Genomic DNA, 16,162 nt, shown 5'->3' on the forward strand with positions numbered 1-16,162 from the left:
TTCTGATCCCTAAGCTGATCAACTATTGTGCTATAAATTGCTGTTCAGAGTCTTTATAGCAGCAGCTCTGTTTCCATACCACCTTATCGTCATCAAGCAAAGATAAACTGCAAAGAGCTTCGCCAGTCCCTAATTTGATTTCAACGACAGGTTCCTCTAACCCTTTATAACGCTTAAAAATTGCCTTCACACATTCTTTAGTGTACCCGTATAAGACTTCTCCATATTCCTCTTGCCAAAATTCTTGCCAAAAGCGCTCTTTTTTCAAGGCACTATCGAGCTGAACTTCAACCCAAAGACCTTCTTTGCGCAGCTCCACAACCAAACCCAGCAAGATAGCGCCGACAATCTCCTGAGGAATCTGTCCGATATCCTGCTCAGCTTCTAGGCCACTGATCCCCTCCTGCATATAGAGCAACGCTCGATCCGCCTTGCCTAACTGCAGATAGCCCTTGATGACCTGCCAGTGATTAAAAAAGTCGTGACGCTGCAGCCGGTAGTGGTCCAATTGTTCTGTCAGAAGAGTTCGTTCTAAGGAGGATTTACCAGGCACTGTCTTCAATCCTTTCTGGGGCTTATTCCTCATATAACACATAACACAAAACCCCCGGGATTCTCCCAGGGGTGCGATTGTGATTTCCTTTAAGCTTGAGCAGCCTGGCGCTCAGGATAAATGCTAACTTGTTTGCGGCTACGATCTTTACGCTCGAATTTAACATAGCCATCGATGGTTGCAAAGAGGGTGTCATCCTTACCCAAACCACAGTTCTTGCCAGGATGAAACTTCGTTCCCCGTTGGCGAACGATAATGTTCCCTGCGGTAACGAATTGACCGTCTCCACGCTTTACGCCCAGACGTTGCGCATTACTGTCACGACCATTTCGAGAACTACCTACCCCTTTTTTATGAGCAAATAATTGCAGATTCATTTTTAACATGGAGTCCACCTCCTCCGATTAATAGTTACATATTGCTCACCATAGCTCTGTTGAATTCCTTCAACCCCTAAAACCATGGTTCCTAAAATCCATTGGGCATGATCCAGTGTCCCAGGCTCACATTCAGGGAGAGTACAGCTTAAAAACCCTTGCGGGTCGTCCACTTCAACCTCCGGTTTACATGGAAGATAAAATTCCAAGCCGTTGACCGCTGAGATACTCAACGCAGATACGGCGGCACAGACAATATCCAATCCGTACTCGGCATATCCTGCGTGCCCACACAATTCAAACTTGCGAATCCGTTGGTTGTCATCCAACCAAAGATTCAAAGTAATACCCTGATGTTTCATCTTATGCTTGGATAGCTTCAACCACTACTTTAGTATAGGGTTGACGATGTCCTTGTTTACGGCGATAATTCTTTTTGGATTTCATCTTGAAAACAATTATCTTTTCGCCTTTACCATGCTCCACAACTTTGAGAAGAGCTTTGGCACCATCCACAACCGGAGTACCGACTTTAACAGCACCATCTTTCTCTACCAAAAGAACTTTATCGATGGTCACGGTATCTCCCACATTGGCATCAAGCTTTTCCACGAAGAGGACCTTGCCTTCTTCAACACGGAATTGCTTACCCCCTGTTTCAATCACTGCGTACATTATTACACCTCCCATGCCTAGACTCGCCTTGTCAGGCCGGTTTGTTTCAATCTCCCTGCAAAAAAGAGATTACGACACAAAAACCTGTTAAAATGCCTGTTTCGCGCGGTTGCGGTGAGAAGTCACCACATTTAGATATTTTAGCACTAAGTGCTCTATGCTGTCAATTGCTTCTAAGCTTTCCCACGTTTTTTTATCATTATTTTTTTGATTGGGCACCATTATATTTATATCTTTCCGGAGCCATCGCAATGGGGACAGGGATGTCCATACCTTACTTCGAGGGTTTGTCCGACTTTTTTGCGCGTCATTTCCACCAATCCCAATTGAGTCAGACCCATCACCTGACATTTCAGTTTATCCCGTGCTACCGCCTTTTCCAGCACCTGCAAAAGCTGCTCTTTGTCTTCCTCTGAAGTCATATCGATAAAATCAATAACGATAATCCCGCCCAAATTCCGCAAACGCAGTTGTCTGGCTATCTCAAGGGCCGCTTCTTGATTGATGTGCAGGATGGTATCCTGAAGTGATTTATCCCCCACATACTTACCGGTATTCACGTCGATCACTGTCAAGGCTTCAGTTTGCTGAATCACCAAATAGCCGCCGCTTTTCAGCCATACCTTAGGCTGGAGAGCCTGGCGGATCTTATCATCAATGCCATAATCCGAGAAGATATCCTCTTTATAAACCAATTGCACGTGGTTCGCAGCCGGATGGCCCAACTCCCGTAAAGCGTTGCGCATCCCCTCTGCAACCTCGGGTTGATTAACAGTAATGATTTTTACTTCCTGATCCACCCAATCCCGGATCGCCCGGGAAACCAGATCCACATCCTGATGAACCAAACCAGGTATGGACACGTGAGGGATTTTTTTCTCCAAGCGCTCCCACAAAGCTACCAGTTCCCTGAAGTCAGTGGCAAGCTCCTTGGCCTCAATTCCCTTAGCCAAGGTCCGGACGATGATTCCTTTGTCTTCCGGACAGGCTTCACGGGCTATCTCCCGCAGCCGCGTTCGCTCTGCTTCTTCCGTAATCTTGCGCGAGACACCTATATATTTAGTGTTAGGCATCAGGACAGCATAACGCCCGGGGATGGTGAGATTGGTGGTGATTCTTGCACCTTTGGAGCCTACCGGTTCTTTGGTAACCTGAGCCAGCAACTCCTGGCGGGGCTTGAGCACCTGCTCCACCCGCAGCTCATTTGACGGGGGAAGGCGCTCATCTTCTTCATACTGAAAGGGCACGGCATCTCCCACATAAAGGTAAGCATTCTTCTCCAAGCCAATATCGATGAATGCCGCCTGCATACCCGGCAGCACATTGATAACCCGCCCCCGGTAGATATTGCCAACCAATCGGGAAATTAAGCCTTCCTCTTCATAAACCTCAACCAGTTCCCCATCCTCTAGCACCGCTGCCCGCATTCTTTGGGCCTGGCCCTGCAGAACAATCTCTTTCACGGTGGTTCCTCACTTCCCGAAGGCCTCATCCAAAGGGGAGAACTTTTGCCCTTCGTAGCTTACATAAATTCCTGTGCGCTTAATGCGAAGATGCTCCAAATCCAAAGGGAGGTTCTCCAAATCACCAAGACTGCCCAGAACTTCCTCCGGTCGGACGCTGCCCTGGTTTCCCACTTCAACTTCGATGTCAAAGATAGCCTCATCGCCCTGGATCTTGCCTGCCAATACTTTAACCCAGGGTCTTATATCTTTTTCAACTCTGCCCTTCTTATTATAACGTATATAGGGTACTTGCTGTCTTGCCAGCCAAGCTTGGATACCCTCCTGCAACCGTGCTTCGCTCACCGGCAGGCCCAAAGAGGCAGTGACTTGATAACTGGCCGAATTTAATACTGCCATTAAAGCTTTGGCTGCCTGGGTTACATATCTGCCTTCAATGAGACGGATCCCCGTAGGGAGCTGCTCCTGCAAACGGCCCATGAGTTCTTTTAAATCCATTTCCTGAGCTAATTCAATATCCACATACTCCTGTTCGCCTTCGACACCCACCGCCAAAGCAGACCCAAAGGCGATCTTCGGGTGAGGATTAAACCCCTCCGAATAAGCCAGGCGAACGCTTGCCCTGCGCAGGGCCCGTTCAAAGACTCTGGCCAAATCCAAATGCGCAATATATTTCGCTTCTTCCATTTTGGTATAGGCGATTCTTACCCTCAAGGTCCTCACCCTTTCAAATCAATCTGTAACCCTCGTTCAGGACAGATACCGCACCCTGTGCAATCCACATACCGGCAGTCCAGTGTCCTTGACTCTTTCAATGCCTTGTGATGTTCATTCATGAGGAAACGCTTATTCACGCCGCTCTCAATATGATCCCAAGGAAGTATATCGTCATAGTCCATCGCCCGATGAGCGTAAAAATGAGGATCAAGCCCTAGTTCTTCTATGCATTCCAGCCATGTTTCATACTTAAAATGCTCATTCCAGCCATCGAACTTACAGCCTTTCCGGACGGCCAGTTCCAATACGTCGGCCAGGCGCCGGTCTCCTTTAGCAAAAACTGCCTCCAAATAGCTTGTTTCTACATCATGATAATTATACTTAATGCGGCGATCCCGCAACTTTTCACGCAAATACTGTTGTTTTTGTTTTAGGGAAGCCGTTCCTTCCTGGGGCTCCCATTGAAAGGGAGTATGGCTTTTGGGGACGAAGGAACTGGTGGACACCGTGACATTCACATTCCGGCGGCCTAAGCGCGTTCCCAGCTCGACTACCTTTTTGGCCATAGATACAATCCCGTCCAAATCCTCCTGAGCCTCCGTAGGCAAACCAATCATAAAGTAGAGCTTGATGCTGGACCATCCCGCTTTGAAGGCAGATTCCGCCGCATCAAGAAGATTCTCCTCGGTGACCCCTTTATTGATCACATCCCTCAAGCGTTGGGTTCCCGCTTCCGGAGCGAAGGTAAGCCCGGATTTTCTTACCTTTTGAACTTCTTCAGCCAGCTTCACATCGAAAGAATCCAAGCGCAGAGAAGGTAAGGACACACTGACTTTATCCTCGCTGTACTTATCCAGGATTCCCCGAATAACCGGTTGAATACAACTGTAATCTCCGGTGGAGAGGGAGGTTAAGGAGATTTCCTCATAGCCTGTGGATTTAACCAGCTCTTCCGCATGCCTCAGCAATGTTTCCGGCGAACGTTCACGCACCGGGCGATAGAGCATCCCCGCTTGACAAAAGCGGCAGCCTCTTGAGCATCCACGCATGACCTCAAGCATCATGCGATCGTGAACGATCTCCATATAAGGGACAATGGGGCTGGTGGGGAAGTAACTTTGATCCAAATTGCGAACGATAGCCTTTTGGACAATCTTGGGTACCCGGGGATCTGCTTCTATGGACTGAATCCGTCCGTCTTCCAGGTAACGGACCTGGTAAAATTCCGGGACATAAGCCCCCTCCACCTGAGCTACTTTTAGGAGAAACTCCTCCCGGGAAACCGGATTTTCCTTCTGCTCTTGAATTAAACGAAGGAGCTGGGGCAGGGTTTCTTCCGCCTCTCCGATCATCAGGAAATCGATAAACGGGGCGAGCGGTTCCGGGTTATAGGCACACGGTCCACCGGCGATGACCCAAGGATGCTCCGGTCCCCGGTCTTTGGTCCGCAGCGGGATCCCGGCCAAATCCAGCATATTAAGGATATTGGAAAAGCTCATCTCGTATTGCAGGGTAAATCCTACCACATCAAATTCCTGTAAGGGGCGATAGGATTCCAAAGCATAGAGGGGAATAGTATTCTCCCTCATCCTATCTTCCATATCCACCCAAGGAGCAAAGACCCGTTCACATAGAAAATCCTCATAGGAGTTTACCAAATGATAGAGAATCCTCAAGCCAAGATGGGACATTCCCACTTCATAGACATCCGGGAAAGCAAAAGCCATCCGAACTTTGCTATGCTCCCAATCTTTACGAATTGCATTCCACTCTGTGCCAAGATATCTGCTCGGCTTTAATACCTTGGGCAGGAAACGTTCCACCTGCTTACGAATATCTGCCGCATTATAATCGGTCATGATTAAAGCTAGTCCTCCTTGTTATGCGAGTTAGTTGGTAATTATCTATTATATCACAAAGCTGGAGGATTTGCACAAACCAAGCCGGCATAAGTTTGGCGAAAGCAATTTTTTTACATCCATTACTTTAAATAACCGCCTTAAAGCTTTCCCACAGGACAATGTATCCCTTTCCTCAGCATTCCTTCCACTACTTGGGTTTCCGTTAAAGTCCGCTCAATTCCAAAGACCTCACCCCCGGGCAGGTGGATAAGTGCATAGCGATCCGGGGTTAGATCTTCCACGATACGTATGAGGGGGGTTTCTGCCGTCACGGCAATGGCCTTGCTCTTCATGATTCCTTTATGGAGAAGTTCTTCTTTTTTACGGGTAATTTGACGTAAGAAAGTAATTCGTGCCGAGTCAATTTCCTTTTGTCCCGATACCCAAAAGAATCCCGCTAAAAGAAAGCAAGTGGCAATTCCTTCATAGATCTCTTTCCCAACCAGGACCAAACCCGCTACGGCGAGGATCATCCCAAAGAATTGACCTGCCCGGGCCAGGAATTTCGTGGTCTGAACAAAGCCAAAGGCATCGCAGAATAAGGCACGAACCACCCTTCCCCCATCCAGGGGGAGAACCGGTGTAAGATTAAACACGGCCAGCCAGAAATTAAGCTGAACAAAGGCCTCCGCTGTGGGCCCCGTCCAGATTCCTTCCCAGCGCAAAGCCTGAGCCCCAAAAAGAAGAATAAGATTAAAAACGGGCCCGGCTAAGGCCATCATGCTTTCCTCAAGTCTCCTGCCTTCAAAAAGATCCTCACAATGAGCTACTCCGCCGAAGGGATAAAGCTCCAACCCATTAACTCTAAAGCCATAAGCCTTGGCAGTCAGTAAATGAGCCATCTCATGTCCCATGACCAGGAGGAAGATAAGAAGAGCCTGGGTAAACAATCCCAGGACCCCATAAGCAAGCAGAACCAGCCAGAACGTCGGGTGAACTTTTATGCTGAGCCCTTGAATACGAGCAATCTCCATCGCTTTCTCTTCCTTTTATCTTTTTTCCTTTGCCGCTTCCTTACGGCATTCCATATTATCTCCTACAGCCTCTAGTCAGCCCACTACCTCTAGTTAGCAGGAACCAAGTAGGGTAAGGGATCCACAGGTACTCCATCCTTACGAAGCTCTATATGCAGCCATGTCTTTTTTAAGGGAGCTGATAGCCCTACTGAACCCAGCACCTGACCACTATCCACCCTTTGTCCTTCGGCCACGGCAATATCCCCGAAATTGCCGAGCACTCCTGTCCAGCCATTGCCGAAATCGAGCTTAACCACTCTTCCCAGTTGCGGATCCTCTCCCACATGAGTCACCACCCCTTGATAAGGTGCTACCACGGGGATACCTAAAGCACTGGCCACATCAATCCCATTGTGGAGACCGGCCTGCCCTTCCCCTGCCCCCCCAAACCCGGCCATGACTTTGCCTGATACAGGGGGAATGAATTTCCCCTGCATGGTCGCGTCCACAGCAGTGCTCTTATTTTCGATGCTCATCCCCAAAACCTGCAAAGCCATGCCATTAAGGGATGCATAATAATTGCTGCTTTGTACGGTTCCCTGATAAGCCGTATAAATCCCTTGAGACAGCATATCTTCTCCCTTGGAAGCGAAGAAAACCATTAAGAAAAAGGTCACGGAAAGGGCTGCCTTCTTCTGTAGTCCGGTCCATTGATACAGAGGCCCCAAGGGCTTCTTTTTTCTTGTATAGGGTCGCTTCCGCGGCCGCTCCTCGTAGTTAAAGCCTCTTTCCCGGCCCACCTCCTGAGCCGCCCTTTCCCATTCCCAATCATCCCAGCGCTCATATGGATTCATGCTTTTTCCCCCGCCTTATCCAAAATCATGCTCGTACACTTGCTTAAACCTATGCGGTAAAAGCTTATCGTAGAACTGTTTTGAAAAGAGCCGAAAGAGGATTCTCCAGGATTTTGCTTTACACCGGTCGCTTAAATTCGCTTCCTCCTGTCAAGCAAAGCCCTTGGGCTGCTTCTTAGGTCTTGTGCATGCAGGGCTTTAAGGGAACTGCGGGGGAAATTGTACGATGTCTGAGCCGCTTTTTCCGTCTTTACCGACGTCGCTTTGAGCGGCAAGGTCGGCGCTCCCCAGGAAAGTCTCTGAAGAAGGACCTGGGGAGAAGCTAACGCGAGACCCGTAAGACGTAGCTTTACGTACAAAAGCGGACGGATTTAGCGAAGCCACGGTTCACATCAGGTATTACCCGGAGGTTTGGCGTAGCTGTTAAGAAAGCGAGTGAACCAGCCCCGGAGCTATGGAGTACGCGTTGTGCGTAAAGCTACGCGACCTGAACCGAGTTACGCGCCCCAGACCAGCTAAGCGGCACGACCCAGACAACCGCTCCCATCCTCCGCTGGCACAGCACCCCAAAGACACAAAAAGCACCGACCTGCCCTAGAGCCTGTCGGTACCTTTTCTCTGAACATAAGCCGCTGTCGCTAAAACATAAGCCGCTGTCGTCTGATATTGATGCTAAGCAAAACACCAATGGCCATAAGATTGGCCCACATAGCACTGCCTCCGTAACTAATCAAAGGGAGAGGGATTCCAGTCACCGGCATAATTCCCGAGGTCATACCTACATTGACGAGAATATGAAAGGTAAACATGGAGACAATTCCGGCTGCAACCAGTGTTCCATAAACATCTTTGGCCTTCATCCCAATATTGACCGCCCTAAGCAAAAAGATGAGGAAGCAAAATAACAAAGTAATAGTGCCGATGAAACCGAATTCTTCACCGACTACGGAAAAAATAAAGTCGGTATGATGCTCAGGCAGGAAATCAAGCTGGGCCTGCGTCCCCTGGCGATAGCCTTTTCCCCAAAATCCTCCTGATCCAATAGCCCATATGGACTGAATAATCTGGTAACCATCTCCACTGATATCGGCAGCCGGATCGAGAAAAACCGTCAGGCGCTGCAGCTGATAATCATGGAGGGGCAAAGGAATCGCCTTGGCAAACTGCAGCCAGCCGGGCAAATCCTCCGCAAAGTGAACCCATAGTGCAAAAGCTACAATAAGTATTCCACCTACGATCAAGCCCCCGAACTTCCAGGGATTGGCACCCGCTACAAACATCATGCCGATCAAAATCGCCACAAATACCAAGGCAGTTCCTAAATCAGGCTGTTTTACAATAAGGAGCATGGGAGCAAGTATATACAAAAAAGGCGGAATGAAATCCCGAAACCGATTGAGCTTTCCTTGACGCTTGGACAAGAAATCGGCAAAAGTCACAATAATAAATAATTTGGCAAATTCAGAGGGCTGAATATTTTGCGTGGACGTAATCGGGATCCAGCGCTGAGCCCCTTTTGCTTCTTCCCCGAAAGCAAAAACCGCCAACAGCAAGGCAATATTAAAAGCATAAATCCACCAGGAAAAGCGCCTTAACTTCTGATAGTCAAAGCAAGCGATGACCGTACACAATACAAGTCCGGTGGCAATCCACACCGACTGGATTTTCAGAAGGCGGAAAGGCTGTGATTCGTAGATATTATATGAAGCTGTACTCTGAATGAGGAGACTCGTGCCTAAGAGCAGAAAAACAAACAGGATAAAAAGAAAGTCGAGATTCTTCAACATTCGACGGTCGAGCATAGATAAAGTACCCCTTTTTCACCACAAAATTACAACTTCCATTATAACACAAGGGGCAGTTGTGCCAAAGTCTCGGCTGCCAACTTTAAGATAAGAATGATGATTATACACAAAAAAGTGCCGTAAGACTGCGTTTTTTAAGGTCTTACGGCACTTGCCCGACTATTCACCAGAATCTCTTACCCTTTTACCCTTTGACAGAATAATCCCGTTTCATTTTTATAACAGGAATATTGGCGATCAAGGCCACTTCACGGTCATCTTGATTAAGGTTAACTTCTAAAGCACCCTCGTCAATCTCCATATAATTAGAAATTACTTTGATCAAGTCTTCCTTCAATTGATTAAGCATATGTGGTGAGATAGTAGCCCGGTCATGCACGAGGACAAGCCTTAAGCGTTCTTTTGCAACGTTTTTAGAAGCGGGTTCCTTTCCTAACATTCGACTAATAAACTCTAACATGGCCTATTCCTCCTCTTGAGTGCCAAGCACTTATTTCATACCGAAGAACTTTTTCACTTTATCCATGAATCCATCGGGTACATCGAGATTCATCAGCGGGACCTCTTCGCCTTGGATTCTTCGTGTAATCCGTCGGTATGCTTCTCCAGCACGTGAGGAATGATCCATGACCGCTGGTTCGCCACGGTTTGTAGAAATGACGATGCTTTCGTCATCAGGAATGACTCCCAGAAGCTCAATAGCTAAAATATCAATGATATCGGAAATATCCATCATATCGCCACGCTTCACCATATGGGGACGAATCCGGTTAATGATTAGGCGCGGACTGCGCAAATCAGCTGCTTCCAGAAGGCCAATAATTCTATCCGCATCACGGACGGCACTCACCTCCGGTGTGGTGACGACTACGGCACGGTCAGCACCGACTATGGCATTACGGAAACCTTGCTCAATACCTGCCGGGCAGTCAATGATAGCGTAATCAAATTCCTTCTTTAATTCGTCGCAGAGATCCTTCATTTGCTGAAGGCTTACTGCAGACTTGTCCTTGGTCTGGGCTGCCGGAAGGAGATACAAATTCTCAAAACGCTTATCTTTAATCAAAGCTTGCTTTAACCGGCATGTCCCGCTGGTCACATCGACGATATCATAAACAATGCGGTTCTCAAGTCCCATGACCACATCCAAATTGCGCAACCCGATATCCGTATCCACTAAAACTACTTTGAGCCCTTGTGCAGCAAGCCCTGTTCCGATATTTGCAGAAGTGGTCGTTTTGCCGACTCCACCTTTTCCTGAAGTTACTACAATGACTTCACCCATATTTCAACCTACCTTTCCAATATTTCCTTCACATTTTCAAACCAATGGAGCCTCATATCGCTATAATTAACGAATCATTCCTTTTCCCCTGAGTCCATTGAGCTGAATCCCTTCAACGACAAGGCGGTCATCTTTAATCCGAGCACATTCCGGGCCCCTCCATTCCTGCTCACCTTCCGGAGAACGGGTCACCAGATCGGCAATCCTCAGCTGAGTTGGCACTAAATGATAAGCAGTCACTATTGAATTCCGATTACCCTTAGCACCTGCATGGGCAACTCCTTTTAAGGACCCAATCACAACAATATTCCCGCCGGCCACAATTTCTGCACCTGGATTAACATCGCCCAGGACGATGACATGACCGTCATACTGAATGCTGGCCCCCGAGCGCAGCGTGCGCTCCACAAACAGGCTGGGACCCTCCTCCAACCCTTCTTCCGGAATCCGCTGAGGTTCTTCCTGAACGGCCGGTGTCTTCCGGACACTGGAATAAACTTCTGCAGCCGTAAGCCACCCTTTTAGAGTAAGACTATGTTCGGCCAGGCAATAAGTTAGCTCTTCCTGTTGCTCCGGAGAATATTCCTTTTCCCCTCCGTAGCACCGAACCATTGCTCCTTGAAGAAATTGGTCGGAATCCTCCAGCAGCTTTTTAAGTTCATCCATCAAAAGCGAAAAGGCTGCCTCGGGATCCAGATATAAAATGAGGCCTTCCCGAGTACCTTTTAAGGCAATATGCTCTGTCCGTGTCAACCGTTAATCCCCCAATTGCTCCATGTTTTGAGGCCCCCGGTACCCTGCCTCGGTGAAAACTTGTCCAAAGTTAAAGGCGTGGAAAAATCGCGCCATTTACTGACGCTCATACTAATTCTACAGTGCTTCCCGTTTTCCCTCTCGCCTAAAGAAAAAAAACGAAGGCGAATTTCCTCGTTTTTTTCCATTGTTTCGTTATATTACTTCCAAATTCATCTCATTTGTTAGATTCCCAGCCAAAATACTCCATAAAAGCAGCTTTAGCTACAGCACCGGCAGTTTCACCGCCATGGCCTCCGTATTCGACAACTCCGGCAAAAGCTATTTGCGGATCATCATAAGGTGCAAAGGCCACAAAGACCCCATTAAAGAGCTCCCCGGCTGCTGTACCTTTGGAACCGATCTGAGCCGTCCCAGTCTTGGCCCCGCCGCTGAACTCCGGAACATCAGCAAAAATTCCGCTTGCCGTTCCTTCACCGATGGTAACTTTGCTCATAGCCTCTTTAACTGTCTGCAATATTTCCGGGGAAACCGAGACGGTGTTTCTGACTATAGGTTCGTTCTGATACACTGTTTCACCTGTCACAGGATCCAGGATCTTGTCCACCACATAGGGCTGCATTCTCTTACCGCCGTTGACAATGGTCGCCACATAATTAGCAAGCTGCAATGGCGTATAGACATTATCCCCTTGTCCGATCGAGGTATTAAAGGTCTCGGAATACTGCCAATCGACAAACCAACGAACATTATAGGCGTAATCCGCTTCCACTTGATTGATCTTGCTCTTCTTCTGGCTTTCTAATTTCTTCCGCTCGGCCTCATCCTTAGCCGACCCAAGCTTGGCCTTATACTCCTCTTCGATTTTGGCAAGGGCATTATCCCTGGCTTTTTCATATTGGGGCCCGAAAGTTGCCTTTTTCCATTCCGGTGAAGGAGCACTTCCTTTGGACTCACCGGGAATATCCACACCCGTATAGACACCGAGACCAAATTCATTGGCAATCTGCTTTATCAGCTCTCCGTTTTTATTAAAGACTCTTTGCCCCACCGCTTGGAAATAGGTATTGGAAGACTTAGCCATGGCCCGATTCAGATCCACTAATCCGAACCCTCCCCAAGACCACTCCTGAATACCATGGATCGTTCCCAAAGTAGCCGCCACATTGGAGCTGTTAAACTGCTCATAAGGAGTCACCACGCCGGCATGCAAACCGGCCATAGCTGTAATCATTTTAAAGGTTGAGCCCGGGGCATAGGTTCCGGATAATGCCCGATTATAGGAGGCTGCATCTTTCGCTTGGAAATACTTCTCGGCAAGTTCCTCAGAGATAATCCCAGTGAGATCATTAGGATCCATATAGGGATGGGAAGTCATCGCCAGGATCTTTCCCGTCTTAACCTCTATGACTACTGCGGCACCCTGATTGGAGTCGGGATGCTGAGGATGTACATACTCCCTGAACACATCATCCAAGGTCTTCTCCACCACAGCCTGCAGCTTGGCATCAAGGGTCAGTTGCAGAGTTTTCCCGGGCTCGGAGGGCTGAATGACTTCTTTGGCAATGGGGCGGGCACTATTATCCACGATGACCTGCTGAACCCCTTCTCTGCCGCGCAGCCAGTAATCGTAGCCTTTTTCCACGCCCATTTTTCCTACCTGATCCCCTTGGGTGTATTTAAACCCATCCTCCTGGGCTTGAGGATTTTTATTAAACGAAGCAATTTCCTCCTCACTGCCTACTTCACGGACATATCCCAAAAGATGACCGGCTAAGGTACCCTTGCGATAATCACGTACAGGCAATGCTTCGATGTTAATACCCGGAAGTTCATCCTTATGCTCCGCAATAATAGCCTTGAGAGGATCCGGCACATCACCCATAACCGTAACCGATCGATAACGCTCCCACTGCTGATTTTGCATCATGACCAGAATATCCTCTGTGATATTCTCCACACTTTGCTCTTTAATCGGCCAATAGGGTTTAATGTAGCCCGCCAGGCGGGCAACGACTTCCTGCACACTATCGACGGGAGCCGTTTGCAGATCCATCCAATCAATAGTCAGAGCGAACTGAGGCACACTGGTAACCAGCAATTCACCATTGCGATCGACAATGTCTCCACGGTTGGAAGGGATGGAGACCAGTTTCATGATATTACCCTGGGCCTTTGTCTCGTAATAGGAAGCTTTGGCGATTTGTAATCGCCAAAGGTTGAAGCCAAGAATCAGGAATACGAGAAACACGACGGCGCTAAGGCCCCAGAGACGGCGTGTATAGGGTTTGCGTTCTTTATCTTCTTCCATCTTTTTCGCCTCCTAGATTTTTGTTCGTCACCGATCATACTTGGGCCGATACTTCAGCCACCCCCGTGTAAACGAACGATGAATCCACGGATAAGTGAGGGGCACCAGTACAGCGTTATACACCGAGACCCCGATCACCAAGCGGAATGCATCGCTTAAAGACCACCGTGCTCCCACCAGGATATTCAAAAAAGCAATCAGCCCTTCTCCCACGAAAGTAACCAAAAAAACCAGCAAAGCTATTAAGAAGTAGTTCTCCCGATACCAGCGTTGGGAGAGCCAGTCCGATAATAGTGCCACCACAGTTAAAGTTAAAGCATACATGCCAAAGTGTCTGCCCAGATAAAAATCTGCGAGCATCCCTGCTCCCAAACCCCAAAGTGCTCCCGGTAAAGTGCGGTGATGCAGAGCCATATAAATGGTAAATAACAACACCAAATCAGGTTTTATTCCGCCCCAGGACCAAAAATAGAAAACAGTTCCCGGAAGAATCAAGCTGAAAAGGAGCATAACGATAATGAGGATATTGCGCCGCATCGTTACTGCCCCCCTGACTTTTCTATAATATAAATTTCCTCCAGAGAATCAAAATTCACCAAAGGCGATATATATGCTGTTTTCAACAGTCCCGAACCGTCCAATTGAATCTGCTCTACCTTACCGACGGGAATATCTTTGGGATAAACTCCACCCAAACCCGAAGTGAGCACCAAATCACCAACATTGACATTGTCGTCACGACGCAAAAGCATCTGGAGATTTCCTTCTGCTTCAAGGCGGGAAGTTCGCTTATATGTCCCTTCAACAATGCCAAAGGTTGGCGAACCGGTGCTTCCTCGAACCAGGGCACTGACTTGGCCTTCACTATCTGTGATTAAAAGTACTTCTGAAGTAGTGGGCGTCACCGAGACAATCTTGCCCACTAAACCCAAAGCAACGATGACCGGATCATCCACCGCTACACCGTCATTCGTCCCCCGATTAATAGTTAGAGTCTGATACCAGGCATTGGGATTGCGGCTAATAATACTGGCACCAATCTTCGTATACTTATCCACATCGGGGCTCTTAAACATTTTTGAATCCAGTTCATTATAGCGGAGTCCTGCTAAAACCTGCTCTTTAAGCTTTAGATTGTCTCCTGTAAGTTGTTCAACTCTGGTCCTTAATTCCTCATTTTCTTTCTGAACGTCACCGAAGTTCCAGAAAACCCGGGTGTTATCCTTTAAGCTATTGCCTGCTCTCAGGATAACACCTTCTACAGGGCTTAGGACTCGTTGCAGCACCCCACCTATGGGGTTAGGGAATTGGCTTCCCAGTCCGGTCAGTCGAATACTTACTAAGACTCCTAACACGAGGAAGAAAACGAGAACCATAATTCCCGTTCCAGTCACTCTTTTCCGCACCAAGACTTCCTCCTCGCTTCAAACTCTAGCTTTTTTGCAAAGCAGCAATTCTGCGGAAAACTTCCGCATTTTCCAATACTTTTCCTGTCCCAAGGGCAACACAGGATAGAGGATCCTCAGCGAGATGCACCGGCATTCCTGTCTCATCAGCGATCAGCTTGTCCAGATTGCGGAGAAGAGAGCCTCCTCCGGCCATGACGATGCCTCGATCCATAATGTCGGCAGCTAACTCGGGAGGAGTTTTCTCCAAGCAAGACTTTACCCCTTCAACAATCGCCACCACAGGTTCCTGCAGGGCTTCCTGGATTTCTTCCGCGGTAACTTCCACAGTTTTAGGGAGTCCCGTCAGCAAATCCCGTCCTCTGACTTGATAAGCCTTACCCTTTTCTGCCTGATAAGCATAGCCAATTTCCATCTTGATATCTTCAGCAGTCCGATAGCCTATCATTAAATTATAGCGACGTTTGATATGGGCGACAATGGAATCATCCATCTCGTCCCCAGCAATGCGGATCGAGCGGCTGGTCACGATACCGCCCAAAGAAATCACCGCAACTTCCGTGGTTCCCCCGCCAATATCTACAATCATATTGCCTGTAGGCTCACTAACAGGAAGACCTGCCCCGATGGCCGCAGCCATCGGCTCCTCCATAATAACCGGATCCTTTGCTCCCGCAGCCAAGGCAGCTTCCTTGACAGCCCGTTCTTCTACAGGAGTTACCCCTGAGGGTACACAGATGACAACCCTGGGACGAGCAAATGGGGACTCGGTGCCTAATGCTCTCGTAATAAAATACTTCAACATTTTCTGAGTAACATTAAAATCCGAGATTACGCCATCCTTTAGTGGCCGAATCGCTACAATATTGCCCGGTGTCCGGCCAATCATTTCTTTTGCTTTATCCCCTACGGCCAGCGGGGTCTTTTTTTCAATATCAATCGCAACTACAGAAGGCTCATTACAAACGATACCTTTCCCTTTCATATGAACCAGCGTATTTGCAGTGCCTAAATCAATGCCCAAATCTTTGCCAAAAAACATTGGTTAATCCCCTTCCGTTATAACACTATCTGTGTACCGCTTTCGTCCTTGCACCTTCACTTGA

General features: G+C 48.1%; 17 protein-coding genes and 1 other annotated feature. All 17 genes read right to left on the minus strand.

The genetic code is table 11. The features are described from left to right. Window positions 1–22 precede the first annotated feature (22 nt). Window positions 23–595: a Spo0B domain-containing protein gene (locus DHAF_RS21650; protein WP_015945173.1), complete on the minus strand. Its 573-nt coding sequence runs from the start codon at window positions 593–595 to the stop codon at window positions 23–25. A gap of 47 nt (window positions 596–642) precedes the next feature. Next, window positions 643–939, minus strand: a complete 297-nt coding sequence (rpmA, locus tag DHAF_RS21655) for a 50S ribosomal protein L27 (protein ID WP_005816541.1) — start codon at window positions 937–939, stop codon at window positions 643–645. Further along, on the minus strand, window positions 933–1,292 hold the full coding sequence (locus DHAF_RS21660; RefSeq protein WP_005816543.1) for a ribosomal-processing cysteine protease Prp: 360 nt from the start codon (window positions 1,290–1,292) through the stop codon (window positions 933–935). The genes rpmA and DHAF_RS21660 overlap by 7 nt, the downstream gene beginning before the upstream one ends. 1 nt (window position 1,293) lies before the next feature. Next, window positions 1,294–1,605: a 50S ribosomal protein L21 gene (gene rplU, locus DHAF_RS21665; protein WP_011460896.1), complete on the minus strand. Its 312-nt coding sequence runs from the start codon at window positions 1,603–1,605 to the stop codon at window positions 1,294–1,296. Between the two features lie 9 nt (window positions 1,606–1,614). Next, window positions 1,615–1,726 (minus strand) — a sequence feature (ribosomal protein L21 leader region). Between the two features lie 106 nt (window positions 1,727–1,832). Beyond that, window positions 1,833–3,068 (minus strand): Rne/Rng family ribonuclease, encoded by a 1,236-nt coding sequence (locus DHAF_RS21670; RefSeq protein WP_005816549.1) that lies wholly within the window; start codon window positions 3,066–3,068, stop codon window positions 1,833–1,835. A gap of 9 nt (window positions 3,069–3,077) precedes the next feature. Beyond that, the gene (locus DHAF_RS21675) at window positions 3,078–3,791 is read right to left on the minus strand and encodes a TIGR03936 family radical SAM-associated protein (RefSeq protein WP_011460898.1); all 714 of its coding nucleotides are present in this window, start codon (window positions 3,789–3,791) and stop codon (window positions 3,078–3,080) included. Next, the gene (locus DHAF_RS21680) at window positions 3,788–5,644 is read right to left on the minus strand and encodes a TIGR03960 family B12-binding radical SAM protein (protein ID WP_005816553.1); all 1,857 of its coding nucleotides are present in this window, start codon (window positions 5,642–5,644) and stop codon (window positions 3,788–3,790) included. Before DHAF_RS21680 ends, DHAF_RS21675 begins: the two co-directional genes overlap by 4 nt. A 140-nt stretch (window positions 5,645–5,784) precedes the next feature. Continuing rightward, window positions 5,785–6,660, minus strand: a complete 876-nt coding sequence (locus DHAF_RS21685) for a M50 family metallopeptidase (protein ID WP_005816555.1) — start codon at window positions 6,658–6,660, stop codon at window positions 5,785–5,787. 89 nt (window positions 6,661–6,749) lie between these two features. Beyond that, window positions 6,750–7,496, minus strand: a complete 747-nt coding sequence (locus DHAF_RS21690) for a murein hydrolase activator EnvC family protein (RefSeq protein WP_005816557.1) — start codon at window positions 7,494–7,496, stop codon at window positions 6,750–6,752. A gap of 638 nt (window positions 7,497–8,134) precedes the next feature. Beyond that, a complete protein-coding gene (rodA, locus tag DHAF_RS21695; protein ID WP_005816775.1) occupies window positions 8,135–9,298 on the minus strand; it encodes a rod shape-determining protein RodA in 1,164 nt (387 codons plus the stop codon). A gap of 187 nt (window positions 9,299–9,485) precedes the next feature. Further along, window positions 9,486–9,761: a cell division topological specificity factor MinE gene (gene minE, locus DHAF_RS21700; RefSeq protein WP_005816777.1), complete on the minus strand. Its 276-nt coding sequence runs from the start codon at window positions 9,759–9,761 to the stop codon at window positions 9,486–9,488. A 30-nt stretch (window positions 9,762–9,791) separates the two neighbouring features. Further along, complete coding sequence (minD, locus tag DHAF_RS21705; protein ID WP_005816779.1) at window positions 9,792–10,586, minus strand: septum site-determining protein MinD; 795 nt, start codon at window positions 10,584–10,586, stop codon at window positions 9,792–9,794. 66 nt (window positions 10,587–10,652) lie between these two features. Then, complete coding sequence (gene minC, locus DHAF_RS21710; protein WP_005816782.1) at window positions 10,653–11,339, minus strand: septum site-determining protein MinC; 687 nt, start codon at window positions 11,337–11,339, stop codon at window positions 10,653–10,655. A gap of 217 nt (window positions 11,340–11,556) precedes the next feature. After that, window positions 11,557–13,650, minus strand: coding sequence for a penicillin-binding protein 2 (gene mrdA / locus DHAF_RS21715; RefSeq protein ID WP_005816786.1), 2,094 nt, complete (start codon window positions 13,648–13,650; stop codon window positions 11,557–11,559). Window positions 13,651–13,677: 27 nt separating this feature from the next. Then, complete coding sequence (gene mreD, locus DHAF_RS21720) at window positions 13,678–14,187, minus strand: rod shape-determining protein MreD (protein ID WP_005816787.1); 510 nt, start codon at window positions 14,185–14,187, stop codon at window positions 13,678–13,680. 2 nt (window positions 14,188–14,189) lie between these two features. Beyond that, the gene (mreC, locus tag DHAF_RS21725) at window positions 14,190–15,056 is read right to left on the minus strand and encodes a rod shape-determining protein MreC (protein WP_015945174.1); all 867 of its coding nucleotides are present in this window, start codon (window positions 15,054–15,056) and stop codon (window positions 14,190–14,192) included. Between the two features lie 25 nt (window positions 15,057–15,081). Further along, complete coding sequence (locus DHAF_RS21730) at window positions 15,082–16,098, minus strand: rod shape-determining protein (RefSeq protein WP_005816790.1); 1,017 nt, start codon at window positions 16,096–16,098, stop codon at window positions 15,082–15,084. Window positions 16,099–16,162: the final 64 nt, after the last annotated feature.

Origin of the sequence: Desulfitobacterium hafniense DCB-2, from assembly GCF_000021925.1 — a bacterium.
Classification (GTDB): Bacteria; Bacillota; Desulfitobacteriia; order Desulfitobacteriales; family Desulfitobacteriaceae; genus Desulfitobacterium; species Desulfitobacterium hafniense.